This window comes from Delftia lacustris (genome assembly GCF_040267515.1).
Taxonomy (GTDB): domain Bacteria; phylum Pseudomonadota; class Gammaproteobacteria; order Burkholderiales; family Burkholderiaceae_C; genus Comamonas; species Comamonas tsuruhatensis.
The window spans coordinates 944,754-970,121 of record NZ_CP141274.1; the positions used below are offsets into that span (position 1 = coordinate 944,754).

Genomic DNA, 25,368 nt, shown 5'->3' on the forward strand with positions numbered 1-25,368 from the left:
GAATAGGGGGCAGCGGGTTTCGCAGGGTGGCTAGTCTATTGCCCGCACGTCCTGCCCGCCGCATCCCCCTGGCCGACCGTCAGAACGAGCCACGCAGCGTCAGCATCACATTGCGCGGATCGCCGTAGTGACTGCTGTTGAGCAGATTGCCCACGGAGACGTAGTAGGTCTTGTCGAACATGTTGTTGAAGTTCAGCGACGCTTCCCACTGGCGGTTGATGCGATAGCGCACATAGCTGCTCCAGACCGCGCGGCCGGGCACATGCACGGCCACGGCGCCGACTTGGCGGTAGTTGGAGCTTTGGGCATTGACGCCGCCACCTATGGTGAAGGCATTCCACTCACCGGGCAGCTGGTAGGTGGTCCAGGCGCGCAGCAGGTGGCGCGGCGTGTAGGTGTTGAAGCTCTTGCCCTGGTTGTTCAGGTCCTGGGCGTACTTGTTGCTGTTGTAGGTGTAGCCCGTGAACAGCTTCCAGCCGCGCGCCAGCTCGCCGCTGACCTCGGCATCCAGCCCCTGGCTGGTGACCTTGCCGGTGTCGGTGTAGCAGTAGTAGCCGTCGCGGCAGGTGGGGCTGGTGCTCAGGTCCTCCTGGGCGCGGTGGTTCTGGTTCACGCGGTACAGCGCAAGCGACGTGTTCAGCCTGCCGTCCATCAGCTCGCCCTTGATGCCGACCTCGTAGGTGTCGCCCATGATGGGCTTGAGGTTCTCGCCGGCCGCGTTCAGCAGCGTCTGGGGCTTGAAGATGCTGGCGTAGCTGGCATAGGCGTTCCACTGCGGATTGATGGCGTAGATGGCGCCCGCGAACGGCATGAACCGGGTATTGCCCTGATGGGTGCTGTTGAAGCTGGGCACGCCGGTGCTGCGCAGGTAGGTGTCCCAGTCGCTCTTGTAGTTGCTCAGCCGTCCGCCCACCACCAGCTTGAGCGGATCGCTGACCTGCAGGCGCAGCGCGCCGTAGACGCCGGCCTGCTGCACCATGGCCCTGCGTTGTTCGTTGAACACGGCTGCCAGGGCGGCATCGCTGGGTTCGGGAATGTGGGCGTTGGGCGCCGTCACATCGATGGGGTTGGCCGCCGTCAATGCGTTGTAGGTGGGGTTGGCGTGCGAGCGGCTGTAGGTGGCGCCCAGCACCAGCTCGTGCTGGCGGCCGAAGGCATCGATGTCGCCGGTCACGTGGGCATCCAGGCCGGAGGCGTTCATGCGCGCCTGGGTCATGGCCGCGATGTTGCCCCCCAGCATGGTGGAGGGATTGACCGCGCGCAGCGAGGCCGCGTACTTCATGTCCAGCTCCTCGCGCACGTGGATGGCCGAGACCTTGGCGCGCCAGCGGTCGTTGAACTGGTGAGACAGGTCTGCGTACAAGGCCTTGTTGCTGTTGTCCTGGCGGTTCCAGTCGGCGCCCAGGAAGGTGGAGCGCGGCAGGCCGATGTCGGCGCCCGTGGAGTAGCGCGGCAGGCCCGAGATGAAGGGCCGGCCCTTCATGCTCTCGATGCTGGCGCCCACGCTGACCTGCGTGTCGGCCGACAGCCGGTAGTCCAGCGTGCCGTACAGCGTGGTGTTCTTGCTGTTCACGTAGTCGATGAAGGAGTGCTCGTCCTGTCGGTCCAGCACGGCGCGGCCGCGCAGCGTGCCGTCCTGGTTGAGGGAGCCGCTGGCATCGATCTGCGCGCCATAGCGGTCCCAGGAGCCGGCCTTGGCCATGACGCTGACGCCTGGCTCGGTCAGGGGGCGCTTGCGCACCAGGTTGACGGCGCCGCTGGGGTCGCCGCCGCCCTGCACCAGGCCCGTGGCGCCGCGCAGCACTTCCACGCGGTCATAGATGACCGAGCTGCCTGCGTAGTTGCTGGCGCGGCCGTACAGGCGCTCCACGGGAATGCCGTCGTACTGCATGCCCGTCACGTCCAGGCCGCGCGAATAGATGTACTTGCCGCCCTGCGGGCTTTGCAGCAGCGTGATGCCCGTGGTGCTGGCCAGGGCCTCGTAGACCGAGGTGATGTTCTGCTCCCTCATCAACTGGTCGGTGACCACGCTGACGGATTGGGGCGTGTCCTTGAGCGCCTGCTCGCTCTTGCCGATGCTCACGGCCCGCGCCGCATAGGCGCCCGTGCCTTCGGTGGCCGTGCTGCGCAGGGCCTGCGCGGTCACGTGGACCTCGCCCAGCGTCAGCGCGCCGGCCGCGGGCCGGGGTGCGGGCTTGAGCGTGAAGCCGCCGCTGCGCTCCGTGGCCACGGCCATGCCCGAGCCGCCCAGCAGCTGCTCCAGCGCCTGGCGTGGCGTGAACCGGCCCTTGACGGCCTGGGCGCTGCGCCCGGCCAGATCGGCCTCGTCGAACAGCACCTGCTGCCCGGACTGCTTGCCGAACGCACCCAGCGCCGTGGCCAGCGGCTGGGCCGCAATGTCGAACGGCAACTGCTGCGCACGCGCCTCCTGTGCCGGTACCTGCGCTTGCGATGGAACAGGCAGCGCCATCGCTGCCACCGCGCCGGCCACCAGCAGCGCCATGGCGCCCTGGCGTGCCGTGCACATCTGTGCTCCCGCCTGGTCGTGGCGCGTCTGCGCCGTCAGTCCCTGGCCCCCCAGGGCCCCTCTCAGTTGTCTTGCACGCTTCACGTTTGAATCCTGCGTCATGTCTGCACGGCGCCCATGCGCCCCCATCGCACCGTGCGCGCAGGCCCGGGCCCTTGCCCGGCATACCCACCAGTCCATGCCGGCCCGGCCACCAGGCCCAGCCCGCCGGTCTGCGCGCGCGGCGCACCGCGTTTGCGGCCGTTGGCTGGGGGGCGAAGTCCTGCTTCGGCCCTGCTGGCTGGCAGCCGAGGGAGTGCCGGAAAAATCCGGTCCCTATCTGTTCAAGACGAGGTTTTGGCGAAGACCACGAACCTGTGTTGCCGTGGTTGTTTGAAACAATTTGTAAACAGAGTGGTTTCGCCGGTCGGCTCAGCGCCTGGCAATCAGCCAGCCGCCCGAGGCCTGCCTGCGCACGCGCACGGGAATCAGGTCCGGCAGCAGCTCGATGAAGGGCTCGGGCGAGGCCGTGGAGAAAAAAGCCGAGACCGGCAGGCTGCCCAGCTCCTCGGAAGCCAGTACCACGGGCTGGCCCAGGTAGCGCGACAGCTCCCGGGCCACCTCGTCCAGCGGCGTGCGCCTGAACCGCAGCTGCCCGGTGCGCCAGTCGCCCACCGTGTCCGCAGGCGCGGCCACCGTGTCATGGCCGCCCGTCACGGGGTCGATGGACACGCCGCTTGCCGGGCCCAGCAGCATCACCGGCCCGTCTGCGGCATCGCGGTCGGCGCGCACCTCGACCTTGCCGCGCAGCACCTTCACCACCAGGCGCGGCGGCGCAGCCCGCACGTTGAAGGCCGTGCCCACCACCTTCACGCGGCTGCGGCCCGAGTCCACGGTGAAGGGCCGCGATGCATCCGGCGCCACCTCGAAGAAGGCCTCGCCGCTGTCCAGCACCACCTCGCGGCGGCGCGGGTAGTAGCGCACCTGCAGCGTGCTGCTGAAATTCACAGTCACATGGCTGCCATCGGGCATGTCCACCTCGCGCGTTTCGCCCGGCCCGGTCGCCATCTGCAGCGTGTAGCGCGCCGTGTTGTCCCAGGCATGCCAGCCGCCCACCAGCAGGGCGCAGCACAGGGCAACGCCTGCCGTGGCGAAGGCGGCCCGCCAGCGGCCAGGCCAGGTCTGCATGGCAGACGGCGCTGTGCGCCGACGCGCAGGCTCATGGGCCGGCGGGCGCTGTGCCTTTACCTGCTTCTGTGCCTGTGCCTGTGCCTGTGCCTGCACGCGCTCCTGCTGCAGCTGGCCGAACAGCTGGCGCGTGCGGCCCATGCTGTCGAAGATCTCGCGGTGAAAGGGGTCCGCCTGCAGCCAGGCGTCCAGCGCGCGCTCGTCCGCGCCCGTCCAGCCCGCCGTCTGGCGGCGCGTGAACCACTGGGCGGCGGCTTCGTGCAGGTCCACCAGCGTGTCTGGCGCCATTCCTGGGGGCGGTGTCTTGTTCATGGCGTGGGGCCGCGTCCTGGGGCGTGTTCGGAAGGGGCTGCGGCATTGGTGCGCAGGCGCTGCATCTGTTCCAGGCTCCCGTATTGCAACCGCAGTTCGCAGTAGGCGTAGGCCCGGCTCACATGCCTGGACACCATGCGCAGCGAGATGTCCATGCGCTGCGCCACTTCCTCCTGCGTGAATCCTTCCATGATGTGCAGCGTGAAGGCCTCGCGCTGGCGCTCGGGCAGCTCGCCCAGCGCATCGTCCAGGCGGGCCAGGTACTGGCAGTTCTGGGCCTGGCGCACGGGGTCATGGCTGTCATCGGCCGCCAGGCCCTGCAGTTCATCACCGCAGTTGTCGGCCGACACCGTGGCCAGGGCCTGGGCCCCGCCCTGCCGGCGCCACTGGTCCACGGCGAGATTGCTGGCGGCGCGGCTCAGGTAGGCCTGCTCCTTGCCCTCTTCGGGCAGGCGGCCCGAGGCCGCCATCTGCGTGAACACCTGCTGGGCCGTGTCCTCGGCCTGCGCGCGGCTGCCCAGGCGCCCCTGCAGCAGCCGCACCAGCGGCTGGCGCCAGCGCGCATACAGCGCGGCCAGTGCGGAGGGTGGTGCCATGCCGCCCTGCGTGGCGAAGGGGTCCCGTTTCACGGCCGCCGCCCCGCATCAGGCAGCCATGGCGCGGCCACCCGGGGCAGGGCGCGGGCGGCGGTCAGGCAGGCGGTGGTCGGGGAGGGCAGGGGCACGGCGCGCGGCAGCTTGCCAGCGGTCCGGAGCGGCTGCCGGGCCTGGGCTGGCTGAAAACAGCGGCGATTGTACTGAGATTGATTCTCATTGGCGCGGGTGCGGGGGCGCTTTACATGGGTGGGACGGCACCGTGCCGTGGCTCCGGCTCCAGAACCACGGCGTCCAGCCCGCTGTCCTGGAACCAGCAGCCATCCTGCGCAACCACTTCATGCGGCCCGCGCAGTTGAGGCCCCCGTGCATGCAGGCGTACCCGGGCGGTATGGCCGGTGGCCCAGGGCATGTCCTGGCCGAAGGGAACGATCAGCAGGGCTCGCGGGGACAGGTGCCCGGCTTGCAGGCTGCCTGGCGCAGTGGTCAGCCCCTGAAGGGATTGGCGCGCCTGGACCTCCACCCCAACCACCCATGCCCAAAGAATGCTGGGCGCGCTCCTGGCCCAGACATGCAACTGCAGCAGCGCGCTGCCGCCGTTCTCAAGCGCGTGGGTACAGACCTGCACGCTGGCCGGCGCAGCGCTCCAGCCCGGCAGCCATTGCTGCAGGACATGCGCCATCTGGCGGGCATCCGGCTGCGCAGGCAGGCCGGGCGGCAGTTGCATGGACCGCCATGGCCGCTGCGCCAAAACAGCGGCGCACCGCTGCGCACACCACCAGGCGCCATGGGGATCGGCCTGCGCACAGGCGTCGGAGACCATGGGCAGCCGCGCCCAGCGCACCCTGCCCGTGGAGCCGCGTGCCTGGTAGTACCAGAACGAGTGGAAGCGCAGGCCGGGGATGAAGTGATGGGACACGGTCTTGTACATGTTTCCTCGCTCATTCAGAGCCTGTGCCGCCGGAGTGCCCAAGCTCTGGCCAGAGCAGTTGCCAGTCATCCGGCCGCAATTCGCGGCGTGTTACGGCACCTCTTGTCAGCGCTTCTATACGGGGGCAGTGCTTCACAGGAACCTGGCGTCCACCGGCCATCCATTGCCAGACGGCGGCCTTGGAGACTCCCAAGGCGAGGCCAAGGGCGCTTAGCGAGCCCAGGATGGTGGCCGCTTTTTCAACTGGATGCTTCATGCCCAAAGACTAGCATTTCTAGCCTAAAAGTAAAGTATTTATAGACTCGCAAGGCTAGAAAATCTTTACGATTCCTAGCGATGAAACTCAAGGATTGGATCAAGGCCGCGCGCCTGCACCAGAAATGGACGCAAGAGGAACTTGGCGAGGCCATTGGACGGAGCAAAGCCAATGTCGGCCATTGGGAAAATGGCGTGCATGAACCCAAGTTCGACCAGCTTGTTGCCATAGCCAGTGCAACAGGCTTCCCGCCCCCGGCTCTGCGGTTGCCCTCGGGCAAGGCCGAAAATCGCAAAGGCATGCGGCAGTACCCCGTCCTTTCGCATACCCAGGCTGCAGCCCTTGCCGAGGTCGGTGCACTTCCCGAACTCACTGAAAGCATTGAATTCGGCAAGGACGATGCGTCCGCCAGGGCCTTCTTCTTGGAGCTGGAGGGAAATGCCATGTCGCCCGAATTCCGCGAAGGTGACCGCGTGCTGATTGATCCCCAGGCCAGTCCTCAGCCTGGTGACTTTGTGGTTGCCAGTAGCGGAAAGCGGCAGGTGCTGCTCAGAAAGTACCGTGTGCGAGAGGTCGATGAAAAAGGCGTTGCGGTTTTCGAACTAGTGCCTCTCAACGAGGACCATGCCTTACTGTGTAGCGACAAGAATCGGCTTGTCCTGATCGGCACCATGATCGGACTCTGGCGCAGGTTTCCGAGACCACCAAGCAATTTGTAGGATTGCCGCATGAAAGCCTGGACCACCGAGCAAGAGGCGGCGAACCTCAAGCGCCTGCTCTCTACTGTGAAAAGCAAGGCCGAGTTCGCAGAGAAGGCCGGCATTCCTGGCGGCTCCTCCATGGTCTCCCAGCACCAGAGCGGCAACCGGCCCATCAGCCTGGAGGCGGGCATTGCGTATGCCAAGGGCTTGAAGGTTTCGCTTTTCGAAATCAGTCCCAGGCTGGTGAAGATGGTTTCCGATTTGCCGGCCCTGCTTCCAGATGGGGACACGCCCGGCACCAATCTGCCCGAGTTTCCCAAAGGATTGCGGCAATATCCCGTTCTCTCGCATGCCCAGGCTGCAGCCCTGGCAGATGACGGCGCATTCCCCGAGTCCGCTGAAACCCTGGACATCGAATTCGGCAAGGACAACGCATCGCCCGGTGCGTTTTTTCTTGCGCTGGAGGGCGATGCCATGTCGCCCGAATTGCGCGAGGGCGACCGTGTGCTGATCGATCCGCAGGCCAGCCCCCGGCCCGGCGACCATGTGCTGGCCAGGAATGGCAAGCGGCAGGTGCTGCTCAGAAAGTACCGCGTGCGCGGTGTGGGAGAGGACGGCATCGAGGTCTTTGATCTGGTACCGCTCAACGAAGACCATGCCGTGCTGCGCAGCGACAGGAACCGACTGGTTCTGCTGGGCACGGTGATCGAACACCGGCGCCGGCTGCGGGGGCGCTGACGGCAGGGCGGCAGGCCGCTGGCGCGGAGTTTTTGGGTATCAGGGCGCGGCGGCAGTCTCGCCCTGGCCCTCGGACTGGCGGTCAGAGCCCGGGCTGGCCTGGCTGCCATCGGGCAGCGTGACGGTCTTGGCCTGCCCGTGTGCAGTCAAGGGGTTGCCGGTAGGCGCAGGCCGCTGCGGCCAGCCCATGGCCAGGGCCACCGTGCAGCACAGGGCCGTCAGCGCCGGGCGCGGCAGCAGGTGCGGCCAGCGCCGTCCCCAGCCCTGGCCGCAGCCCTTGTCCCTTTCAGGGCAGGGGCGTTGTGCTGCAGGAAGGCCCCGGTCCAGGTGATGCAGGTGGCCCAGGTGGCGCAAGGCTGCCTCGTGCGCCGTGCTGGCTTGCAGCCATTGCGTGAATTCGGCTTCCTCGGCAGCGGTCAGGCCTTGTTGCCGGCGCATGTGCCAGTCGGCCGCAGCCACGTCGATGGGGTTGCGCCCGCGAAGGAACTCTTCCAGTTCGCGCACCTGCGCAGCCTTGTCCAGGGGCGCGGTGCAGGAGCGGTGGCGGCGCATGCGTGCGGCTTGCCGGCTTCAGAAGCTGGTCCAGTCCTGCGATTCGGCGGACGGCTTGGCCGCAGCCAGGCGTGCAGGGCTTGCAGGGCTTGCAGGGCGCGCGCCAGCTGCGGGTCGTGCCGGTGCCGGCCTGGCCGGCGCCAGCGCAGATGCCGTGGCCGCGCGCGTGGGCACGGACGCCGGCAGCGGCGCCTGCAAACGCGGCTGTTGCGCCGCGCGACCCTGGTCGCCCAGGCGGAAGATGGCCACGGCCTGCACCAGGCGCTGGGCCTGGGACTTGAGGCTGGAGGCCGCCGCCGCGCTTTCTTCCACCAGCGAGGCGTTTTGCTGCGTGACCTGGTCCATCTGGCTCATGGCCTGTCCGACCTGGGCCACGCCGGCGCTTTGCTCGTCGCTGGCATTGCTGATCTCGCCCATGAGGTCGGTCACGCGCTGTATGGATTGCAGCACCTCGGCCATGGTGGCGCCGGCCTGGTCGGCCAGCTCCGCGCCCTGGCTGACGCGCGTGGCGCTGTCAGTGATGAGCTGCTTGATCTCGCGGGCGGCCTGCGCGCTGCGCTGGGCCAGGGTGCGGACCTCGGCGGCCACCACGGCAAAGCCCTTGCCCTGTTCACCGGCGCGAGCGGCTTCGACGGCGGCATTGAGGGCGAGGATGTTGGTCTGGAAGGCGATGGAGTCGATCACGCCCACGATGTCGCCGATCTGGCGCGAGCTGGCATGGATGTCCTGCATGGCGCCGACGACTTCCTGCACCACGGTGCCGCCCTTGACCGCCACCTGGCTGGCGCCGAGCGCGAGCTGGTTGACCTGGCGCGCGTTGTCCGCGTTCTGCTGCACGGTGGAGGACAGCTCGTCCATGGAGGCCGCCGTCTGCTGCAGCGCGCTGGCCTGCTGCTCGGTGCGGCGGCTCAGGTCGGCATTGCCCTTGGCGATCTGCTCGCTGGCCACGGCCACGCTGTCGGCGTTGTTGCGCACGTCGCTGACCACGCTGGCCAGGCTCTGGTGCATGGCGTTGAGCGAGGCCTGCACGCTGCCGGCGGGCGCTTCGCTGCGCAGCAGTCCGGGGTCGAGGTTGCCGTCGGCGATCTGGCGGGCGACCTCGCCCAGCTGGGCCGGCTCGGCGCCCAGCGCGCGTGTCAGGCCGCGTGCGATCAGCCGGCCCATGAGCAGGGCCAGCACGAAGGCGACCGCGCTCATGCCGATCTGCATGTTGCGTTGCTGCACATAGGACTGCGTGGCCTGCGCCACCATGTCCTGGGCGTGCTGGCGCGTGAGCCGGCTGTACTCGTCGGTGGCCGCGATCAGCTGGGCCAGCAGCGGCCGGCACTCGCTGTTCATCTTGGCAATGGCCTCGTCCCGTTGCTGGCGCAGCGCCAGCGCGACGATGTCCAGCGCCACCGGGCCGTAGCGCTGCTCTATCTGGTCGATGCGGGCGACCAGGGCGCGTGCCTCCTCACCCACCCCGGGCGCGGCCACCAGGGCCTTGAGCTGGTCCAGCCGGGTCTTGACCTCGGCATGGGCGGCGTACACGGCCGCTTTTTCCAGCTCCAGGTCGGCTGGCGTGTTCACCAGCACCAGGTTGCGCGCCGCGATGGCACGGCTGTCCACGGCTGCGCGCACCTGTTCGGCCAGTTGGGCACGGGCGTTCACGCCATCGACGAACCGGGTCAGGTTGCGGTTGGCATCGTCCAGCGCCTGCAGAGCGGATACGGAAACCAGCGCGACCAGCAGAGCCAGGGCGGTGAAGGCGGCGTAGAGCTTGGTCTTAACGGTCCAGGTGCGGAGATTCATGGCGCTTTCCAAGTAGATGGTGCAAGTATCAGTTTTTATCAAAGAATAAGTGATTAATTTGATAAAAGCCCTTTGAAAATTGTTAAATTTCCATGAGAAGTGACAAATTCAGACGAGGCATCGGTTCAGCGTCACCGCTGCGCTTCCCATGCAGGCTGGATCAACAAAGCCCGCATTTCTTGAACGCCTGCGGGTGCTGCCCCTGCGGGACAGGCTGCGTCGGCGCTACAGTCGGTCCCCATCCCATGCATACCCCTCCCCACATACAAGGCTGGTGCCCCGGCGCCTGGCAGCCCATGGCCTCCGGCGATGGGCTGGTGGTGCGCGTGCGCCCGCCGCTGGGGCGCCTGACGGTGGTCCAGGCGCGGCGCCTGGCGCGCCTGGCCCTGGTGCATGGCAGTGGCGTGCTGGAGCTGTCCAGCCGCGCCAATGTGCAGCTGCGCGGCATTGCACCCGGTCGGCACGCCGCCGTGCTGCGCGCCCTGGCGGCCGTGGGCCTGCTGGACGCCGACGCGGGCCGCGAGCGCCGCCGCAACCTGGTGATCGACCCGCTGTGCCGGCCGCAGGAGGCTGTCCATGCGCTGGGCCAGGCCCTGCAGCAGGCACTGGATGCGGCCGATGACCTGGTGGGCCTGCCCGCCAAGTTCGGCTGGTCGGTGGAAGGCGCGCCGGGCCGGCTGGCCGGCGTGTCCGCCGATATCCGCCTGCAGCGCACCTCCACCGGCTGGCAGGTGCAGCCTGACGGACGCAACCACGCGCTGGCCGTGGCCGATGCAGGCCAGGCCGTGGCCGCAGGCCTGGCGTTGGCGCGCTGGTTTGCCGGTCAGGCCGTCCTTCGCCGCGCCCAGGGCTTGCGGCCCGGGCGCATGGCCGCAGTGGCGGCGCAACTGCAGCCGCCCCCCGGACTGGACTGGGTGGAGACAGAAACCCCGGCCTACGGCGAAGGACCGGCGCCCGGTGCCGTGCCCGGCGTGGGCTGGCTGCTGGGCGCGCCGCTGGGCCGCTTGCCGGCCGTGGCGCTGGCGCGGCTGCTGCGCGCCTTGCCTGAGCAGGCCTTTTTGCGTGTGACACCCTGGCGCATGCTGCTGGTGGAAGACGCCGGAGCCGGCGCGGCGCTGCCCCGCTGGTGGGCGGCTGCAGGGCTGGACAGCGCCGCTGACTGGATCACCCACGCCCATGACCCGCGCCTGCGCGTATCCGCCTGTACCGGCGCGCCGGGCTGCACCCAGGCCCTGGGTCCCACGCAGACATTGGCGCTGGAGCTGGCGCCGCAGGTGCCCCACGGCGCGCACCTGCATGTGACCGGATGCGCCAAGGGCTGCGCGCGGCAGGCGCCGGCCACCGTGGTGCTGCGTGCCGAAGGTGAAGACGAGGGCGAAGGCCCTTTCTATTCCGTAGTGCGCCATGGCCGTGCCGGGGATAGGGCGCAGGAGCAGCGGACCCTGGCCTCGGTGCGAGACAATCCGGGATTGCTGTTTTCAAAAGAATAATGCTGCACCGCTACGAAACCGATGGCGCCGAGATCTACCGGCAGTCCTTTGCCACCATCCGCCGCGAGGCGGCGCTGGAACGCTTCACGCCTGTCGAGGAACGCGTGGTGGTGCGCATGATCCACGCCGCTGGCTTGGTGGAGCTGGCCCCGCACGTGGCCTTCTCGCCCGGCATGGCCGAGGCCGCCGCACAGGCCCTGCAAAACGGCGCGCCCGTGCTGTGCGACGTGCGCATGGTCAGCGAGGGCATCACGCGCTCGCGCCTGCCCGCCGCCAACCCCATCATCTGCACGCTGCAGGACGAGCGCGTGCCCGCGCTGGCCCGTGACATGGGCAACACGCGCAGCGCCGCCGCGCTGGAGCTGTGGCGCCCGCACCTGGCCGGGGCCGTGGTGGCCATCGGCAATGCGCCCACGGCCCTGTTCCACCTGCTCAACATGCTGCAGGACCCGGCCTGCCCCCGGCCGGCCGCCATCATCGGCTGCCCCGTGGGCTTTGTGGGCGCCATGGAATCCAAGCAGGCGCTGATGCAGGACCTGCCCGTGCCCTGCATGGCCGTGCACGGCCGTCTGGGCGGCTCGGCCATCACCGTGGCCGCCATCAATGCACTGGCCAGCCATGTCGAGTAGGCAGCCGCGTCCCGGCCAGGGCGGGCCCGGCATTGTCTGCGTGGGCCTGGGCCCGGGCGACCCCGAACTCATGAGCGTCAAGGCCGACCGCCTGGTGCGCGGCGCGCGCCAGGTGGCGTTCTTCCGCAAGAAGGGCCGGCCCGGCAAGGCCCGCCAGCTGGTGGACGGCCTGCTGGCCCAAGGCGCTGCCGAGCACGCCATGGAGTACCCGGTGACCACCGAGCTGCCTGTGGACAGCCCCGCCTATGTGGACCTGCTGGCGCGCTTCTACGACGACTGGTGCCTGCGCCTGGAAGCGCTGGCGCAGACCGGGCAGGTGGTGGTGCTGTGCGAGGGCGACCCCTTCCTCTACGGCTCCTTCATGCATCTCTACACCCGGCTGCGCGAACGCGGCCAGGTGCCGCTGGACGTGGTGCCCGGCATCCCCGGCATGGTGGGCTGCTGGCACGCCACGGGCGAGCCCATCACCTGGGGCGACGACGTGCTCAGCGTGATGACCGGCACCCTGTCCGAAGACGAGCTGGTGCGCCGCATGCAGTCCGCCGAGGCCCTGGTCGTCATGAAGGTCGGCCGCAACCTGCCGCGCATCCGCCGCGCCCTGCAGCGCACCGGCCGGCTGGACGCCGCCTGGCTGGTACAGAACGGCACCACGGACAGCGAGCAGGTCGCGCGCCTGGGCGATGTGTCCGACGACGCCTGCCCCTATTTCGCCATCGTGCTCGTGCACGGCCAGGGCCGCCGCCCGGAGGCCGCATGGTGAGCGCCGGCCGCCTGACGGTGGTGGGGCTGGGCCCGGGCGCACTGGACCAGATCACGCCCGAAGCCGCAGCCGCTTTGCACGCGGCCGACGATGTGGTCGGCTACCTGCCCTATGTGTCCCGCGCGCAGGCCCTGCTGGCGCAGGCGGGTCAGGGCCAGGCCGTGGCCTGGCATGCCTCGGACAACCGTGTGGAGCTGGAGCGCGCGCGCCAGGCGCTGGCGCTGGCCGCGCAGGGGCGGCAGGTGGTCGTGGTGTCCTCGGGCGACCCGGGCGTGTTCGCCATGGCGTCGGCCGTTTTCGAGGCCATGGAATCGGCCGATGCGGCGCAGGCCGCCGCCTGGCAGGCGCTCGATATCCAGGTGCTGCCCGGCATCACCGCCATGCTGGCCGCCGCCGCGCGGGCCGGCGCGCCGCTGGGCCATGACTTTTGCTGCATCAATCTCTCGGACAACCTCAAGCCCTGGCCGGTGATCGCGCGGCGCGTGGAACTGGCGGCCCAGGCCGACTTCGCCATGGCCTTCTACAACCCGCGCTCCAAGAGCCGGCCCGAAGGCTTTGTGCGCCTGCTGCAGCTGCTGCGCACCCGCTGCGAGCCGCAGCGCCTGCTGGTGTTCGCGCGCGCCGTGTCCACGCCCGAGGAACACTTGCACGTATGCACGCTGGCCGAGGCCACGCCCGAGATGGCCGACATGCGCACCGTGGTCCTGGTGGGCAACAGCGCCACGCGCCGCGTGGGCCGCTGGGTCTACACGCCACGCCACTACGGCATGGATGGCGGCGCGGACGGTGCTGCCGGCGCCGTCGGCGCTGTCGGCAGCACGCCATGAGCAATCCAGTGCAGCACCGCAGCCACCGACCCGGTGCGCTGGCGCTGCGGCAGCGCCGGGCGCTGCACCATCACCACGGGCAGGCCCAGGGCGCGTGCGGCATCGAGCTTGCCGCGCGTGGCCTCGCCGCCTGCGTTCTTGGCCACCAGCCATTCGATGCCGTGCGTGCGCAGCAAGGCCTCGTCATCGTCCGCGCTGAAAGGCCCGCGCCCCAGAACCACCGTGGTGTGGGGCAGGGGCAGGCTGCCGGGCTCGGGCGCATCGACCAGGCGCAGCAGATAGTGGTGCTGCGGCTGGCCCGCAAAGGCCGCAAGCTGCTTGCGGCCCACGGCCAGAAACACCCGGGCGGCTGCCTGGGGCAGGGCGGCAGCGGCGGCTTGCATGTCGGGCACGTCGATCCAGGCGTCGCCGGCACTGGCCTGCCAGGGCTCGCGCTCCAGCGCCAGCAGCGGCGTGCCGGTGGCGGCGCAGGCCTCGCAGGCATTGCGGCTCATCTGCGCGGCGAACGGATGGGTGGCATCGACCACATGGCTGATGGCCTGCCCGCGCAGGAATTGCGCCAGGCCCTGGGCACCGCCAAAGCCTCCCACGCGCGTGGGCAGGGGCTGGGCCACGGGCGACTGCGTGACGCCCGCATACGAGAACACGGCGGCAATGCCGGCGCGGTACAGGGCCTGGGCCAGCTGGCTGGCGCCGCTGGTGCCGCCCAGCAGGAGAACATGGGGCATGACTGATCCCTGGTTGACATTGGTGGGCCTGAACGAAGACGGCCTGGACGGCCTCTCGCCCGCCGCGCTGCGCGCGCTGGACGCGGCCGAGACCGTTTTTGGCGGGCCGCGCCACCTGGCGCTGGCCGGTGCCGGCGAGCGTGGACGGCCTTGGCCCGTGCCCTTTGACGTGGCGCCCGTGCTGGCTTGCCGTGGCCGGCCCACGGTGGTGCTGGCGTCGGGCGATCCGTTCTGGTTCGGGGCGGGCGGCAGCCTGGCGGCGCATCTGGCGCCGCAGGAGTGGCGCTGCCACGCCCAACCTTCGACATTTTCGCTGCTGGCGTCCCGCCTGGGCTGGAAGCTGGAAGACACGGTCTGCCTGGGCCTGCACGCCGGCCACGTGGAGCAGCTGCTGCCGCACCTGTCGCCAGGCCGCCAGTCGCTGGTGCTGCTGCGCGATGGCGCCGCCGTGGCCGCACTGGCGGACTGGCTGGTGCAGGAAGGCTGGGGCGACAGCCGCCTGGAGGTCATGGAATCCGTGGGCGGCCCGCGCGAGCGCCGCCGCGCATGGCGCGCCGCCGAAGCCGCCCAGGCCCTGGCCGCCGACCCTGCCTGCGCGCCCGTGGCCGTGGCCGTGCTCGCCCAGGGCGGCGCGGCCCTGCCGCTGGTGCCGGGCCGGCCCAATCACTGGTACGCCAACGACGGCCAGATCACCAAGGCCCCGGCCCGCGCGCTGACCCTGGCGGCTCTTGCGCCGCGCCACGGCGAATGCCTGTGGGATGTGGGCGGCGGCTCGGGCTCGGTGGCCGTGGAGTGGTGCCTGGCCGGTGGCTCGGCCATCAGCCTGGAGCAGCATGCGGCGCGTGCGGACAACATCCGCCTCAACGCCCGGCGCTTCGGACTGCAGGCGCGCCTGCGCGTGGTGCAGGGCGTGGCGCCCGAGGCGCTGGCCGAACTGCAGGCGCTGACCCGGCCCCAGGCCGTGTTCGTGGGCGGGGGCTTTGACGCCGAATTGTTCGATCGCCTGCAGGCCCTCATGCCCGCAGGCTGCCGCCTGGTGGTCAATGCCGTGACGCTGGAGACCGAGGCCCTGCTGGTGCAACTGCAGGCCCAGCACGGCGGCCAGCTGCTGCGGCTGGAGATCTCCAGCGCCGAGCCGCTGGGCCGCATGCGCAGCTGGAAGGCTGCGCGGCCGCTGGTGCAGTGGAGCTGGCAGCGGTGAACCCGGACCAAGCCATCCCCCACCGCTGCGGCGTGCTGGGCCTGGGCCTGCACACGGACGCACTGCCCGATGCGCTGCAGGCGCTGTGGCAGCGGGCCCAGGCGCACCTGCTGCAGCAAGCCTGCGCGCCGCAGCCCGTCTGCGCCGTGGCCGTGCTGGACACCAAGGCCGGCCATCCGGCGCTGGAGGCCTGGATGTCGGCGGTCGTGCCCTCGGCCGTCCTGGTCCGTGTGCCGTCCGCGCAATTGCCGGGCCAGCCGGTGGTCACCCAATCGCCGCGCATGCTGGCGCGCTACGGCACCGGCAGCGTGGCCGAGGCGGCGGCGTTGGCCGCCGCAGGCCCGCACTCCGCCCTGAGCGTGACCCGTCTGGTGGCGGACGACGGCAGCGCCACCCTGGCCCTGGCCGTGGGCCAGGGCGGACCTCTGAACTGTTGCCTGGCCCACGCCAGCCAGGCCAAGAAACAAGGAGCAACGGCATGACCGTGCATTTCATCGGCGCCGGCCCCGGCGCCGCCGACCTGATCACCGTGCGCGGGCGCGACCTCATGGCAGCCTGCCCGGTCTGCCTGTATGCGGGCTCGCTCATTCCCTCGGAACTGCTGGCGCACTGCCCGCCGGGCGCGCGCATCGTCAACACCGCATCCATGAGCCTGGACGATATCGTGGCCGAGATCCAGGCCGCCGAGGCGCGTGGCGAAGACGTGGCGCGCCTGCACTCGGGCGACCTGTCCGTGTGGTCGGCCATGGGCGAGCAGCTGCGCCGCCTGCGCGAGGCCGGCATTGCCTACACCGTCACGCCCGGCGTGCCCTCGTTCGCGGCCGCCGCCGCCACGCTGGGCGCGGAGCTGACCCTGCCCGGCCTGTGCCAGTCCGTGGTGCTGACGCGCACCTCTGGCCGCGCCACGGCCATGCCCGAGGGTGAGAACCTGGCCGCCTTCGCGGCCACGGGCGCCGTGCTGGCCATCCATCTGTCCATCCATGTGGCCGCCAAGGTGCAGTCCGAGCTGCTGCCGCACTACGGCGCCGACTGCCCCGTGGCCATCGTCTGGCGTGCCAGCTGGCCTGACGAAACCGTGGTGCGCACCACGGTGGGCAGCCTGGCCGAGGCCGTGGCCACCCACATGGAGCGCACGGCCCTGATCCTGGTGGGCCGCAGCCTGCAGGCCGAGGACTTCGGCGAAAGCCGCCTCTACGCGGCCGACTACGACCGCCGCTACCGCCCGCTGGGCGCCGAGCCGCGCTTTCCCGCCACCGATGTGCGCGGCGGCGCCGCGCTGGATACCGCGAGGGATACCTTGAGGGACACCGGGAGCGACACCGTGATCGACGTGCCCCTCGGGAACCCCGTCCCATGAGCGCGGCCCTGCCGCCCGTGGCGCTGAGCTTGATCGGCATCGGCACGGGCAACCCCGACCACCTCACGCGCGAAGCCCAGGCCGCCATGCAGGCCGCCGACCTGATCCTGCTGCCGCACAAGGGCGAGGACAAGGCCGAACTCGCCGCCCTGCGCCGCGACCTGTGCGATGCCGTGCTCACTGCGCCCGGCCCGCGCATCGAAGGCTTCGACATGCCCGTGCGCCGCAGCGTGGGCGACGACTACCTGGCCCAGGTCGATGAATGGCATGCGGCCATCACGCGCTGCTGGCAGGCGGCCATCACCCGGTCCCTGGACGAGGGGCTGCAGCCGCGCACCCCCGGCCAGCCCTTGCAGGTCGCCCTGCTGGTCTGGGGGGACCCGGCGCTGTACGACAGCACGCTGCGCATCGCGGCGCGCATGCAGCCGGCGCCGCACAGCGTGCGCGTGGTGGCGGGCATCAGCTCCATGCAGGTGCTGTGCGCCGCGCATGCGATTGCGCTCAACGGCATAGGCCAGCCCTTCGTGGTGACCACGGGCCGCCAGCTGCGCGAGCAGGGCTGGCCGCCCGGCGTGGACACGGCCGTGGTCATGCTGGACGGGCAATGCAGCTTCACCGAGCTGCCCTCCCACGGCCTGCACATCTGGTGGGGTGCCTACCTGGGCATGGACCGCCAGATGCTGGACAGCGGCCCGCTGGCCGAGGCCGCCCCGCGCATCGCGCAGGCCCGAGCCGCAGCGCGCGAGCGGCATGGCTGGATCATGGACATCTACCTGCTGCGGCGCGGGGACTGAGGCCGAGGCTGCTGCCGACGCCGGCCCTCTAGCTGCACACCCCCTTCATCAAGGAATCCCGCCATGCAGATGGACAACATCCCCTTCAACACCACCGACTGGGCCGCCGTGGCGCCCACCGAGCATTCGGCCGAGGCCGGCCAGGCGTTCTGGCGCACGCAGAACTTCGGCAACATCCGCGTGCGCACGGTGGAGTACACGCCCGGCTATGTCTCCGACCACTGGTGCACCAAGGGCCATGTGCTGCTGTGCCTGGAAGGGGAGCTGGAGACCGAACTGGCGGACGGCCGCCGCTTCACGCTGACGCCCGGCATGAGCTACCAGGTGGCGGACAACGCCGAGCCGCACCGCTCGCGCTCGCCCAAGGGCGCCAGGCTCTTCGTGGTGGACTGAACCTGCAGGCACGATCGGCACGGCAGCGCGCTGCAGGTCTGCGACAGGTTCGCGCCGGCGCGGGCGAGAGCTGCGCAAACGTGCCGTCATTGAGTGGCGTACGGCACGGGTTGCCAGGGTGCCCATGCCGGGGGGTGGAATGCCTGACGGACGGCTCTCCAGGTACACAGTCATCGGCCATCAACTCAGCGGCGAAGTAGGCATTGCCGATGGCGACAGCCCTTGTGGCCGGGCTTGTGCACAATGAAGAGCTTTCGCCCAGCCTCTTCACGCGATGCAGCAAGAACCCGACTTCCTCCACAACCTGAACCAGGAATTCCGGGACGGCAGGCGCTGGCTGGACCGCACCATCGTGCTGGCCTATGCCGCCGCCGCCGGGCTGTGCGTGGTGGCCTTCACGCTGATGGCGGACGCGGGCTTCGAATTCTTCGAGAGCATCTACCACTGGCAGGGCGGCTGGGCCGTGCTGCTGTGGATGCCTGCCGTCACGGCGGGCGCCGTGTGGCTCACGCGGCGCTGGGCGCCGGGTGCGGCGGGATCGGGCATTCCGCAGGTGATCGCCACGCTGGACCCGGCGCTGGACTCCACGCAGCGCGGGCGCTTCGTGTCGCTGTGGCTGTCCTTCGCCAAGATGGCGCTGGCCAGCGCAGGCTTTGCGGCGGGGCTGTCCATCGGGCGCGAGGGGCCGTCGGTGCAGGTGGCCGCCGGTGTCATGCACCATGCGCGGCGCTGGTTCGGCCCTCATTCGGGTATCAGCCACCATGCGCTGCTGGTGGCCGGCGGCGCGGCCGGCATTGCGGCGGCCTTCAACGCGCCGCTGGCCGGCGTGGTCTTCGCCATCGAGGAGCTGTCGCGCAAGCTGGAGTCGCGCTCCAGCGGCCTGATCATCGCGGCCATCGTGCTGGCCGGCCTGATGGGCGTGTCGGCCTTCGGCAACCTCAGCTATTTCGGGCGCATCCAGGTGCCCCACCTGACCTGGGACGCGCTGCTGCCGGGCCTGTGCGTGACCCTGGCCTGCGGCGTGCTGGGAGGCCTGTTCGCCAAGCTGCTGGCCGCCTCGCTGACCCGCGCGCCCGAGCGGCTCAACCAGCTGCGCGCGCGCTTTCCCATCCGCTTCGCGGCGGCGGTCGCGCTGGTGATCGCCGTCATCGGCATGGTCACGGGCGGCGCCACCTTCGGCGCGGGCTCGGAAGCCGTCAAGCACATGCTGGCGGGCCAGGCCGACGTGCCTTCGTTCTACGTCACCCTGAAGTTCATCGCCACCTGGCTGTCGGCCTGGGTGGGCGTGCCGGGCGGCATCTTCGCGCCGTCGCTGTCCATTGGCGCGGGCGTGGGCCACAACGTGGCCGGCCTCATGGGCGCAGACATCGCGCCCGCCCTCATCGCCATGGGCATGGCCGCCTTCCTGGCCGCCGTGACGCAGGCGCCGCTGACGGCCTTCATCATCGTGATGGAGATGGTGGACGGCCACTCCATGGTGCTCAGCCTCATGGCCGCTGCCATGCTGGCCAGCCTGGTCTCGCGCATGCTGGCCCGGCCGCTGTACGAGACGCTGGCCCAGCACATGCTGAGCATGGTGGTCGCACCTGCTCCTGCTCCTGCTCCTGCGTCGGCACCCGCACCGGTGCCCGAGCAGGCCTCTCCCCCGAAGGACCAGGACAAGCCCGCAGGCGCCTGAAGCGGGCGCGCTTGGCTGACAGCCAATGGCGAATGCCGATGGCCTGGGTGTGCTGCACGCCACGCCATGCTCCCTTCCTGAGTCCGGACGCAAACCCAAGGAAAGGAACGCGCCATGTGGGAGGAAGTGGCCAACACCCTGGTCGAGGAATTTTCCAGCCTGCCCGATGCGGCCGAGGTCACGCGCGTCATGGTGCGCCTGCTGCTGGCGGCGCTGCTGGGCGGCATCGTCGGCTACGAGCGCGAGCACAAGGGCAAGGCCGCAGGCCTGCGCACCCACATGCTGGTGGCCATGGGCGCGGCGCTGTTCGTGCTGGTGCCCGAGCGCGGCGGCATGGACATTGCCGACATGAGCCGCGTGATCCAGGGCGTGGTGGCCGGCGTGGGCTTCCTGGGCGCGGGCGCCATCATCAAGCGCCACTCAGAGGAACAGGTGCAGGGCCTGACCACGGCCGCCGGCATCTGGATGACGGCCGCCATCGGCGTGGCCTGCGGCCTGGGGCGCGAAGCCATCGCGCTGCTGGCCACGCTGCTGGCCATCGTCATCCTCGTGATGCTGCCGCACGTGGTCAGTGCGCCGCCGCCGCACGATGACGCGGAGCCGGACACCAAGCCGCGCGAGACCTGAGGGCGGGCTGCGGCTCAGGCGTGCGGCTGTGAGTCGGGTGGCGGGGACTTCGCCTGTGCCAGCAAACTGTCCCAATCGCCAGGAGGGTGCCCGTTGGCGAGCATTTTTCGGAACACCCTGTAGGCATCGTCGCTGCCCTCATAGGCTCGCTTGGTGTCCTCATCGTTGACCCAGGCGAACACGATGATTTTGCTGGGGGCGTGAAAGCGGAAGAACAGGCGGTACTGCTGGAAGAACCTGGCCCGAAACCAGTGCTTGTGCTCCTCGCCCAGGGTATGGCCCTGGCGGTAGTCTGGCCGCGTCGGATCCTGCGGGATGACATCGAATGCCAGCTTGCGGATCGCCGCCAATCGCTTGGTCGCGTTCTTGCGTGTGTACCCGCCAGGGTCCTTCGTTTTCAGACCCTCCACTTCGTGGCTCAACGCCTGTAGCTGGGCCAGGAAAAGCGGGTGCATGAATACCGTCCAGCCGTGGATGCGCAAGGGGGCGGGCGGTACGGCGCTCATTCGTCGTCTGCCGAAAGCGGTGCATCCAGATCGACCTCGATGCCTTCGGTCAGCGCCTGGATCTGCTGCGCCAGACGGGCATCCATGGTCTGCAGGCGCTCGGGGTGGGCTGCCATGTCCTGTGCCAGAAAGCCGAGAAACTGGCCCAGCACGGGATCGGCATCCTCGGTGGAGTCGGCGCGACTGAGCACGACCTCCCCGCCGGGCAGGATGGTGTAGTGGATCCTGTCGCGCTTGCTCAGGTGCAATGCGCGGCGAACGGCTTCGGGAATGGTGGTCTGGTAGCGGTCAGTGAGCGTGGATTCGGCTTCAAGCGTCGAAAACATGATGGCATCTCCTGATAGGCTGCCATGCATGGTAATGCAGGTGCATTACCATGCCCGGGCGAAAGGTTCCTTCCCGGAAAGCACGTGCCTCGCGCCTCAGAAATCCACACTCGCACTCAGCGAGAACGTGCGCGGACCGCCCACCGTCAGGTAGCCCGAACCCGGGTAGCCGCCCACGGAGGCCCAGTAGTTGCGGTCCGTCGCGTTGTCCACGCGCAGGCGCAGCGTGAGCAGCTTGCCCTGCACTTCGGTCATGTAGCGCACGCCCAGGTCCAGGCGGTTCCATCCGGCCACGCGCAGGGTGTTGACGTCGTTGGCGTAGCTGGCGCCGGTGTGCACCAGGCGGCCGTCCAGCGCCAGGCCGTTGATGCCCGGCACATCCCACTCCACGCCCGCCGTGGCCTGGAAGCGCGGCACGCCGATGACGCGCTTGCCGTCGGTGGTGGCGCGGCCCGTGCTTTGCTGCCTGGCGTCCAGCCAGGTGGCCCCGCCCAGCAGGCGCAGGCCGCGCATGGGTTCGCCGAAGACGTTGAATTCCACGCCCTGGTGACGGTCCTTGCCGGCCGAGGTGAACAGGTTGCCGTCGATCAGCGAGCGCGGCTTGTCGGTGGAGAAGAAGGCCAGGCCGCCGCCCAGCTTGCCGCCGTCGTACTTGACGCCCACTTCCTTTTGCTTGGTCACGTAGGGCGACATCTGCTGGCCCGCGTTGGCGATGATGGTGTCGCCCGACTTGGCCGGCGCCGTGTCGCCCTGGGCCAGTCCCTCGATGTAGTTGCCGTACAGCGATACCTGGGGCGTGAGCTTGAACACCGCGCCCAGCACCGGGCTGGTGCGGCTCTGGTCGTAGGCCGTGCGCACGCCGCCCTGGCTGGTGACGGCGCCGTTGCTGACGATGCGGTAGCTCACCGAGTCGGTCTCTATCGTCTGGCGGCGCACGCCTGCCGTCACCAGCATGCGGCCGTCCATCAGCGACAGCGTGTCGCCCAGCGCAAAGCTGTTCAGGCGCGTGCCCCGGTTGTAGGCGGGGTTGGACAGGTCGTTGCCCAGGTAGTTGAGCGGCGTGATCGCGTAGTAGCTGGGGTTGTAGAGGTTGGTGTTCAGCACATTGCCCTGGACCGCAGACGTGCTCATGCCATAGGCGTTGTAGACCTTGAGGTCGAAGGCCGAGTAGCTGGCCACGATCTCATGGCCCACGCTGCCCGTGTTCAGGCGTGCGCGCACGCCCAGCTCGCCCGTGCTCACGCGGTCCTTGCGCGCGTTGTCGAAGCGGCTGGTGGTGGCCGCGCCATTGCCGGCCGCCGCCAGCGTGATGTTGGCCAGCGAGTTGTTCTCTGAACTGCGGCGCAGGCCGTAGGCGGCCCAGGCCGTCACGTTGCTGTTGATGTCCCATTCGCCGCGCAGCGTGCCGAACAGGTCGCGCTCGTCGGAATAGGTCCAGGGCTGGGCCCAGTTGGTGGAAGCATCGGGCGCCGCAGGAATGGCGGCCAGCCCTGCGCCCGGCGTGACATTGGTGCGCGTGCGCTTGAGGCGGTTGTCCTGCCAGCCGATGTCGCCCGACAGGCGCACATTGCGGCTGCGCCAGTCCATGCCCACGGACAACAGATCGAGCTTGGAGCTTTCCTGGTCGATGGCGGTATCGCCGCCCCGGTGCGCGGCGTTCAGGCGGATGCCCGTGGCCTGGTCGGGGCCGAAGCGCCGGCTCACGTCGGCCGCCACGAAGGCCTGGCCGCCGCTGGCAATGCCTGCCGTCACGCGCGACAGCGGATCGCTGCCCGCGCGCTTGGGCAGCAGGTTGATGTTGCCGCCCAGGCCGCCGCCATTGGGGCTGGCGCCCATCAGAAAGGCCGATGCGCCGCGCAGCAGCTCCACGCGCTCGAACAGCTCGGTGGCGATGTACTGGCGCGGCAGCAGGGCATACAGGCCGTTGTAGGCCACGTCGTCCGAGCCCAGCACGAAGCCGCGCACAAAGTAGGACTCCTGGAAATTGCCGAAGCCGCGCGCCACGCGCACGGAAGGATCGTTCTGCAGCACATCGCCCACGCTCTTGGCCTGGCGGTCCTGGATCAGCTCGTTGGTGTAGCTGGTGATGGAGAACGGCGTCTCCATGTTGTCGCGCGTGCCCAGAATCCCGGCCCGCCCGCCGCGCGCCACCTGGCCACCCGCGTAGGGCTTGGACAGCCCTTCAGCCGACGCATCGGCGCTGGCCTCCACGGTGACGGTGCCCAGCTCGGGCGCGGCCGTTGCCGTGGAAGGGGCAGGCTGGGCCCATGCGGCGCCAGCAGACAAAAGAAGGGCCAGGGCCCCGGCGATCGGGGTCAGCGTGTGGAGGGGGTAGTGCATGGAGAAAACGGGATGAGAATGCGGGATGAGAATGATTCCCAATAATTTTATCGATGCGACTCCCCCGTATGGAGCTTGTAGGGAGATGTGTCTGTTTGTGCCCACATTCCGCCTGGCCTGCGTTCACGCCTGTCCAAGCAGCTCCCACGAGCAGACCTGCGCCTCATCCTCCCCCTGCACGAACGCAACCCGTATGCCCAGCGCCTTGCCCATGCCTTGCACGGCCAGGCGCAGGGCGGCGGGCACGGCGCGGTCGCCCGTGATGACGACCATGCCCCGGCACAGCTGGCGCATGCGCTCGCGGTTGCGCTTGAAGAACAGGGCGCGCTGCTTGCGTTCTTCGTGGCTTTCCTCGGGGTGGTCGCCGGGCAGGTGGTCGGTGAGCAGCACGAAGTGCCGGCCCTGGTCGAGCAGGAATTCGATCTGGGCTTCGGCCGATGCGTCATTGCCGTTGCCTGCGTCTGCAGGTGCCTGCGCTTCGGGTTCGCGCAGGTAGACCAGGGGAAAGCGGGAGGTATCGATCAGCATGTCATGGTTCCTGGGAAAAAGCAGGGCATCAGTACAGGTCGTTCCTGACCGCATGGGCGTAGTGGGCGTTGGCCTGTTCCTGTTGGGCGGCATCCATGGCGGGCGCCGTGGCATCGGCCAACTGCGTGAGGGAGGCCATCATCTGGCCCACGGTGGGCAGGGCGGTGCGGTCCAGCTGGCTTGACGGGTTCCAGAGGCCGGAGCGGTGGATGGCCTTGCCGCAGTGCAGCAGTACCTCGTCGACCAGCACCACGGTGGCGGTCTTGGGCGTGCCCCGGCCTTCGCTCAGCTCCTGCAGCAGATGGGGGTCGGTGGAGATGCGTCCGCGCCCGTTGATGCGCAGGAAGATGTCCAGCCCCGGGAACAGGAAGAGCATGGCCAGGCGGTCATCGGCCTGCAGGTTGCGCAGGGATTCGATGCGGTTGTTGCCGGGCCAGTCGGCAAAGGCCACGGTGCGCTCGTCCAGCACCTGCACAAAGCCGGGTGGCCCGCCGCGCGGCGAGGCATCCAGGCCGCGTTCGCCGGCCGTGGCCAGGCAAAAGAAGCTGGCCTGGCGCAGATAGGCCTCGTGGAAGTCGGACAGGCGGTCGCGCACGGCCTTCTGGATTCTTTCTGCCGGGGCGGCGTAGAGCGAATCCAGGTCGATGGCCGGGCCTGGCGGGTCTGCAAGGGCGGTGTTGTCTGTGTGCATGGCACAAGCGTAAGAACAAAGGCGTTGGCGGCTGTAGACTGGATCAGCCAACAAATAGCTCAAAGACGCCATGCCCGATGCCATTCTTGAACTGGTCAGCCATGTGAACCGTGCCGATGGCCCCGTGCTGATCGCGGCCGTGGGCAACCAGGACGAGGAGCTGGCCTCCGAGCCGCACCGCCACGCGCGCGGCCAGCTGTTCGGCTCGCTGCGCGGGCTGCTGTCGGTGGGCGTGGAAGACGCGGTCTGGGTGGTGCCCGCCATCCATGCCGTGTGGCTGCCGCCGCACCAGCTGCATTCGGGCCGCTCCCATGGTCCCTTCCACGGCTGGAGCGTCTACGTGGCGGAGCCGGCCTGCGCCGACCTGCCGCAGCGGCCCTGCGCCATCCGCACCTCGGGCCTGCTGCGCGAGGCCGTGCTGCGCGCCGCCGGCTGGGGATGGCAGCAAGGCGTGCCCACAACGCAGCCCGTGCAACCAGGCCCTTCGGCGGACCGAGCCCGCGCCCATGTGATGGCGGTGATCCTGGACGAGATCCGCACCCTGCCCGTGGAGCCCCTGGGCCTGCCCCTGCCCGCCGACCCGCGCCTGCAGCGCATCGCCCGCGCACTGATCGCCGACCCGGCCGATGCCCGCGACCTGGAGGCCTGGGCGCGCTGGGCCGCAGTCAGCTCGCGCACGCTGAGCCGGCGCTTTGTGTCGGAGACGGGCTTCAGCTTCACCGCCTGGCGCCAGCGCGCGCGGCTGATGCGCTCGCTGGAGATGCTGGCCGCCGGCGCGCCTGTAACGAACATCGCGCTGGACCTGGGCTACGCCACGGCCAGCGCCTTCATCGGCTTGTTCCGGCGCACGTTCGGGGAGACGCCTGCGGCGTACCGGGGGAGGTTGGGGGCGGCTCGGGGCTGAGGGGCTGCACTGCCCGCCCAG

27 protein-coding genes are annotated in these 25,368 nt (G+C 69.6%); 14 read left to right on the forward strand and 13 right to left on the reverse strand.

Going from position 1 to position 25,368, the window contains the following annotated elements; all coding sequences use genetic code 11:
• Nucleotides 1–79: 79 nt before the first annotated feature.
• From U6958_RS05770 to U6958_RS05790, 5 genes are all read right to left on the reverse strand, one after another.
• Nucleotides 80–2,611, reverse strand: a complete 2,532-nt coding sequence (locus U6958_RS05770) for a TonB-dependent siderophore receptor (protein WP_244160485.1) — start codon at nt 2,609–2,611, stop codon at nt 80–82.
• A 327-nt stretch (nt 2,612–2,938) separates the two neighbouring features.
• A complete protein-coding gene (locus tag U6958_RS05775) occupies nt 2,939–4,006 on the reverse strand; it encodes a FecR domain-containing protein (protein WP_074922433.1) in 1,068 nt (355 codons plus the stop codon).
• Nucleotides 4,003–4,602, reverse strand: coding sequence for an RNA polymerase sigma factor (locus tag U6958_RS05780; RefSeq protein ID WP_074922550.1), 600 nt, complete (start codon nt 4,600–4,602; stop codon nt 4,003–4,005). Before U6958_RS05780 ends, U6958_RS05775 begins: the two co-directional genes overlap by 4 nt.
• 238 nt (nt 4,603–4,840) lie before the next feature.
• The gene (locus U6958_RS05785; protein WP_074922432.1) at nt 4,841–5,530 is read right to left on the reverse strand and encodes a hypothetical protein; all 690 of its coding nucleotides are present in this window, start codon (nt 5,528–5,530) and stop codon (nt 4,841–4,843) included.
• A 10-nt stretch (nt 5,531–5,540) separates the two neighbouring features.
• Nucleotides 5,541–5,786: a helix-turn-helix domain-containing protein gene (locus U6958_RS05790; protein ID WP_074922431.1), complete on the reverse strand. Its 246-nt coding sequence runs from the start codon at nt 5,784–5,786 to the stop codon at nt 5,541–5,543.
• An 80-nt stretch (nt 5,787–5,866) separates the two neighbouring features.
• On the opposite strand from U6958_RS05790, the gene U6958_RS05795 reads away from it, so the two are divergent.
• The gene (locus U6958_RS05795; RefSeq protein WP_083393618.1) at nt 5,867–6,505 is read left to right on the forward strand and encodes a LexA family transcriptional regulator; all 639 of its coding nucleotides are present in this window, start codon (nt 5,867–5,869) and stop codon (nt 6,503–6,505) included.
• Between the two features lie 9 nt (nt 6,506–6,514).
• Entirely contained in the window at nt 6,515–7,225 is a 711-nt protein-coding gene (locus U6958_RS05800) for a LexA family transcriptional regulator (RefSeq protein ID WP_083393617.1), read from the forward strand.
• A 39-nt stretch (nt 7,226–7,264) separates the two neighbouring features.
• Here the strand turns inward: U6958_RS05800 and U6958_RS05805 are convergent, their stop codons facing one another.
• Complete coding sequence (locus U6958_RS05805) at nt 7,265–7,777, reverse strand: DUF4880 domain-containing protein (RefSeq protein WP_074922430.1); 513 nt, start codon at nt 7,775–7,777, stop codon at nt 7,265–7,267.
• A gap of 18 nt (nt 7,778–7,795) precedes the next feature.
• A complete protein-coding gene (locus tag U6958_RS05810) occupies nt 7,796–9,568 on the reverse strand; it encodes a methyl-accepting chemotaxis protein (protein WP_074922544.1) in 1,773 nt (590 codons plus the stop codon).
• 245 nt (nt 9,569–9,813) lie between these two features.
• On the opposite strand from U6958_RS05810, the gene cobG reads away from it, so the two are divergent.
• Genes cobG through cobJ form a run of 4 tightly spaced genes read left to right on the forward strand, consistent with a single transcriptional unit; the run spans nt 9,814 to nt 13,274 of the window.
• Entirely contained in the window at nt 9,814–11,058 is a 1,245-nt protein-coding gene (cobG, locus tag U6958_RS05815; RefSeq protein ID WP_074922429.1) for a precorrin-3B synthase, read from the forward strand.
• Nucleotides 11,058–11,687: a precorrin-8X methylmutase gene (locus U6958_RS05820; RefSeq protein WP_013800507.1), complete on the forward strand. Its 630-nt coding sequence runs from the start codon at nt 11,058–11,060 to the stop codon at nt 11,685–11,687. The genes cobG and U6958_RS05820 overlap by 1 nt, the downstream gene beginning before the upstream one ends.
• Complete coding sequence (gene cobI / locus U6958_RS05825) at nt 11,677–12,447, forward strand: precorrin-2 C(20)-methyltransferase (RefSeq protein ID WP_074922428.1); 771 nt, start codon at nt 11,677–11,679, stop codon at nt 12,445–12,447. The genes U6958_RS05820 and cobI overlap by 11 nt, the downstream gene beginning before the upstream one ends.
• Complete coding sequence (gene cobJ / locus U6958_RS05830) at nt 12,441–13,274, forward strand: precorrin-3B C(17)-methyltransferase (RefSeq protein WP_074922427.1); 834 nt, start codon at nt 12,441–12,443, stop codon at nt 13,272–13,274. Before cobI ends, cobJ begins: the two co-directional genes overlap by 7 nt.
• On the opposite strand, the gene U6958_RS05835 is transcribed toward cobJ, so the two are convergent.
• Nucleotides 13,208–14,002 (reverse strand): cobalt-precorrin-6A reductase, encoded by a 795-nt coding sequence (locus U6958_RS05835; RefSeq protein WP_074922426.1) that lies wholly within the window; start codon nt 14,000–14,002, stop codon nt 13,208–13,210. The genes cobJ and U6958_RS05835 overlap by 67 nt on opposite strands.
• Here U6958_RS05835 and cbiE point away from each other — a divergent pair.
• The 7 genes from cbiE to U6958_RS05870 all read left to right on the forward strand — a co-directional run bounded on the left by cbiE (nt 14,001) and on the right by U6958_RS05870 (nt 20,052).
• The gene (cbiE, locus tag U6958_RS05840; RefSeq protein WP_074922425.1) at nt 14,001–15,203 is read left to right on the forward strand and encodes a precorrin-6y C5,15-methyltransferase (decarboxylating) subunit CbiE; all 1,203 of its coding nucleotides are present in this window, start codon (nt 14,001–14,003) and stop codon (nt 15,201–15,203) included. The genes U6958_RS05835 and cbiE overlap by 2 nt on opposite strands.
• Nucleotides 15,200–15,685 (forward strand): cobalamin biosynthesis protein, encoded by a 486-nt coding sequence (locus tag U6958_RS05845; protein WP_016452700.1) that lies wholly within the window; start codon nt 15,200–15,202, stop codon nt 15,683–15,685. Before cbiE ends, U6958_RS05845 begins: the two co-directional genes overlap by 4 nt.
• The gene (gene cobM, locus U6958_RS05850; RefSeq protein WP_074922424.1) at nt 15,682–16,560 is read left to right on the forward strand and encodes a precorrin-4 C(11)-methyltransferase; all 879 of its coding nucleotides are present in this window, start codon (nt 15,682–15,684) and stop codon (nt 16,558–16,560) included. Before U6958_RS05845 ends, cobM begins: the two co-directional genes overlap by 4 nt.
• Nucleotides 16,557–17,354: a precorrin-6A synthase (deacetylating) gene (gene cobF, locus U6958_RS05855; protein WP_074922423.1), complete on the forward strand. Its 798-nt coding sequence runs from the start codon at nt 16,557–16,559 to the stop codon at nt 17,352–17,354. The genes cobM and cobF overlap by 4 nt, the downstream gene beginning before the upstream one ends.
• 63 nt (nt 17,355–17,417) lie before the next feature.
• Nucleotides 17,418–17,747 carry a DHCW motif cupin fold protein gene (locus U6958_RS05860; RefSeq protein WP_013800515.1) on the forward strand — a complete coding sequence of 110 codons (330 nt, stop codon included), beginning with the start codon at nt 17,418–17,420 and terminating at the stop codon, nt 17,745–17,747.
• Between the two features lie 274 nt (nt 17,748–18,021).
• A complete protein-coding gene (locus U6958_RS05865; protein ID WP_047219181.1) occupies nt 18,022–19,425 on the forward strand; it encodes a chloride channel protein in 1,404 nt (467 codons plus the stop codon).
• 114 nt (nt 19,426–19,539) lie between these two features.
• Nucleotides 19,540–20,052, forward strand: coding sequence for an MgtC/SapB family protein (locus U6958_RS05870; protein WP_016448386.1), 513 nt, complete (start codon nt 19,540–19,542; stop codon nt 20,050–20,052).
• Between the two features lie 14 nt (nt 20,053–20,066).
• Here the strand turns inward: U6958_RS05870 and U6958_RS05875 are convergent, their stop codons facing one another.
• The 5 genes from U6958_RS05875 to U6958_RS05895 form a co-directional block, all read right to left on the reverse strand.
• Entirely contained in the window at nt 20,067–20,558 is a 492-nt protein-coding gene (locus tag U6958_RS05875) for a type II toxin-antitoxin system YhaV family toxin (RefSeq protein WP_074922422.1), read from the reverse strand.
• Nucleotides 20,555–20,884, reverse strand: coding sequence for a type II toxin-antitoxin system PrlF family antitoxin (locus U6958_RS05880; RefSeq protein WP_043790977.1), 330 nt, complete (start codon nt 20,882–20,884; stop codon nt 20,555–20,557). The genes U6958_RS05875 and U6958_RS05880 overlap by 4 nt, the downstream gene beginning before the upstream one ends.
• Nucleotides 20,885–20,980: 96 nt before the next feature.
• Entirely contained in the window at nt 20,981–23,224 is a 2,244-nt protein-coding gene (locus tag U6958_RS05885) for a TonB-dependent siderophore receptor (protein ID WP_074922421.1), read from the reverse strand.
• Between the two features lie 123 nt (nt 23,225–23,347).
• Entirely contained in the window at nt 23,348–23,752 is a 405-nt protein-coding gene (locus U6958_RS05890) for a hypothetical protein (protein WP_074922420.1), read from the reverse strand.
• Between the two features lie 28 nt (nt 23,753–23,780).
• Entirely contained in the window at nt 23,781–24,443 is a 663-nt protein-coding gene (locus U6958_RS05895) for an MSMEG_1061 family FMN-dependent PPOX-type flavoprotein (RefSeq protein ID WP_074922419.1), read from the reverse strand.
• Nucleotides 24,444–24,513: 70 nt separating this feature from the next.
• On the opposite strand from U6958_RS05895, the gene U6958_RS05900 reads away from it, so the two are divergent.
• Nucleotides 24,514–25,347 carry a helix-turn-helix domain-containing protein gene (locus tag U6958_RS05900; protein ID WP_074922418.1) on the forward strand — a complete coding sequence of 278 codons (834 nt, stop codon included), beginning with the start codon at nt 24,514–24,516 and terminating at the stop codon, nt 25,345–25,347.
• The last annotated feature ends 21 nt before the right edge of the window (nt 25,348–25,368 follow it).

Coding starts and splice junctions, on each gene's coding strand:
- U6958_RS05810 (WP_074922544.1), bottom strand. CDS start 9,568: ATGAATCTCCGCACCTGGACCGTTAAGACCAAGCTCTACGCCGCCTTC.
- U6958_RS05880 (WP_043790977.1), bottom strand. CDS start 20,884: ATGTTTTCGACGCTTGAAGCCGAATCCACGCTCACTGACCGCTACCAG.
- U6958_RS05805 (WP_074922430.1), bottom strand. CDS start 7,777: ATGCGCCGCCACCGCTCCTGCACCGCGCCCCTGGACAAGGCTGCGCAG.
- cobM (WP_074922424.1), top strand. CDS start 15,682: ATGACCGTGCATTTCATCGGCGCCGGCCCCGGCGCCGCCGACCTGATC.
- U6958_RS05890 (WP_074922420.1), bottom strand. CDS start 23,752: ATGCTGATCGATACCTCCCGCTTTCCCCTGGTCTACCTGCGCGAACCC.
- U6958_RS05900 (WP_074922418.1), top strand. CDS start 24,514: ATGCCCGATGCCATTCTTGAACTGGTCAGCCATGTGAACCGTGCCGAT.
- U6958_RS05865 (WP_047219181.1), top strand. CDS start 18,022: ATGCAGCAAGAACCCGACTTCCTCCACAACCTGAACCAGGAATTCCGG.
- U6958_RS05870 (WP_016448386.1), top strand. CDS start 19,540: ATGTGGGAGGAAGTGGCCAACACCCTGGTCGAGGAATTTTCCAGCCTG.
- U6958_RS05895 (WP_074922419.1), bottom strand. CDS start 24,443: ATGCACACAGACAACACCGCCCTTGCAGACCCGCCAGGCCCGGCCATC.
- U6958_RS05875 (WP_074922422.1), bottom strand. CDS start 20,558: ATGAGCGCCGTACCGCCCGCCCCCTTGCGCATCCACGGCTGGACGGTA.
- U6958_RS05835 (WP_074922426.1), bottom strand. CDS start 14,002: ATGCCCCATGTTCTCCTGCTGGGCGGCACCAGCGGCGCCAGCCAGCTG.
- U6958_RS05780 (WP_074922550.1), bottom strand. CDS start 4,602: ATGGCACCACCCTCCGCACTGGCCGCGCTGTATGCGCGCTGGCGCCAG.
- cobJ (WP_074922427.1), top strand. CDS start 12,441: ATGGTGAGCGCCGGCCGCCTGACGGTGGTGGGGCTGGGCCCGGGCGCA.
- U6958_RS05790 (WP_074922431.1), bottom strand. CDS start 5,786: ATGAAGCATCCAGTTGAAAAAGCGGCCACCATCCTGGGCTCGCTAAGC.
- cobG (WP_074922429.1), top strand. CDS start 9,814: ATGCATACCCCTCCCCACATACAAGGCTGGTGCCCCGGCGCCTGGCAG.
- U6958_RS05885 (WP_074922421.1), bottom strand. CDS start 23,224: ATGCACTACCCCCTCCACACGCTGACCCCGATCGCCGGGGCCCTGGCC.
- U6958_RS05860 (WP_013800515.1), top strand. CDS start 17,418: ATGCAGATGGACAACATCCCCTTCAACACCACCGACTGGGCCGCCGTG.
- U6958_RS05795 (WP_083393618.1), top strand. CDS start 5,867: ATGAAACTCAAGGATTGGATCAAGGCCGCGCGCCTGCACCAGAAATGG.
- cobF (WP_074922423.1), top strand. CDS start 16,557: ATGAGCGCGGCCCTGCCGCCCGTGGCGCTGAGCTTGATCGGCATCGGC.
- U6958_RS05800 (WP_083393617.1), top strand. CDS start 6,515: ATGAAAGCCTGGACCACCGAGCAAGAGGCGGCGAACCTCAAGCGCCTG.
- cbiE (WP_074922425.1), top strand. CDS start 14,001: ATGACTGATCCCTGGTTGACATTGGTGGGCCTGAACGAAGACGGCCTG.
- cobI (WP_074922428.1), top strand. CDS start 11,677: ATGTCGAGTAGGCAGCCGCGTCCCGGCCAGGGCGGGCCCGGCATTGTC.
- U6958_RS05785 (WP_074922432.1), bottom strand. CDS start 5,530: ATGTACAAGACCGTGTCCCATCACTTCATCCCCGGCCTGCGCTTCCAC.
- U6958_RS05775 (WP_074922433.1), bottom strand. CDS start 4,006: ATGAACAAGACACCGCCCCCAGGAATGGCGCCAGACACGCTGGTGGAC.
- U6958_RS05820 (WP_013800507.1), top strand. CDS start 11,058: ATGCTGCACCGCTACGAAACCGATGGCGCCGAGATCTACCGGCAGTCC.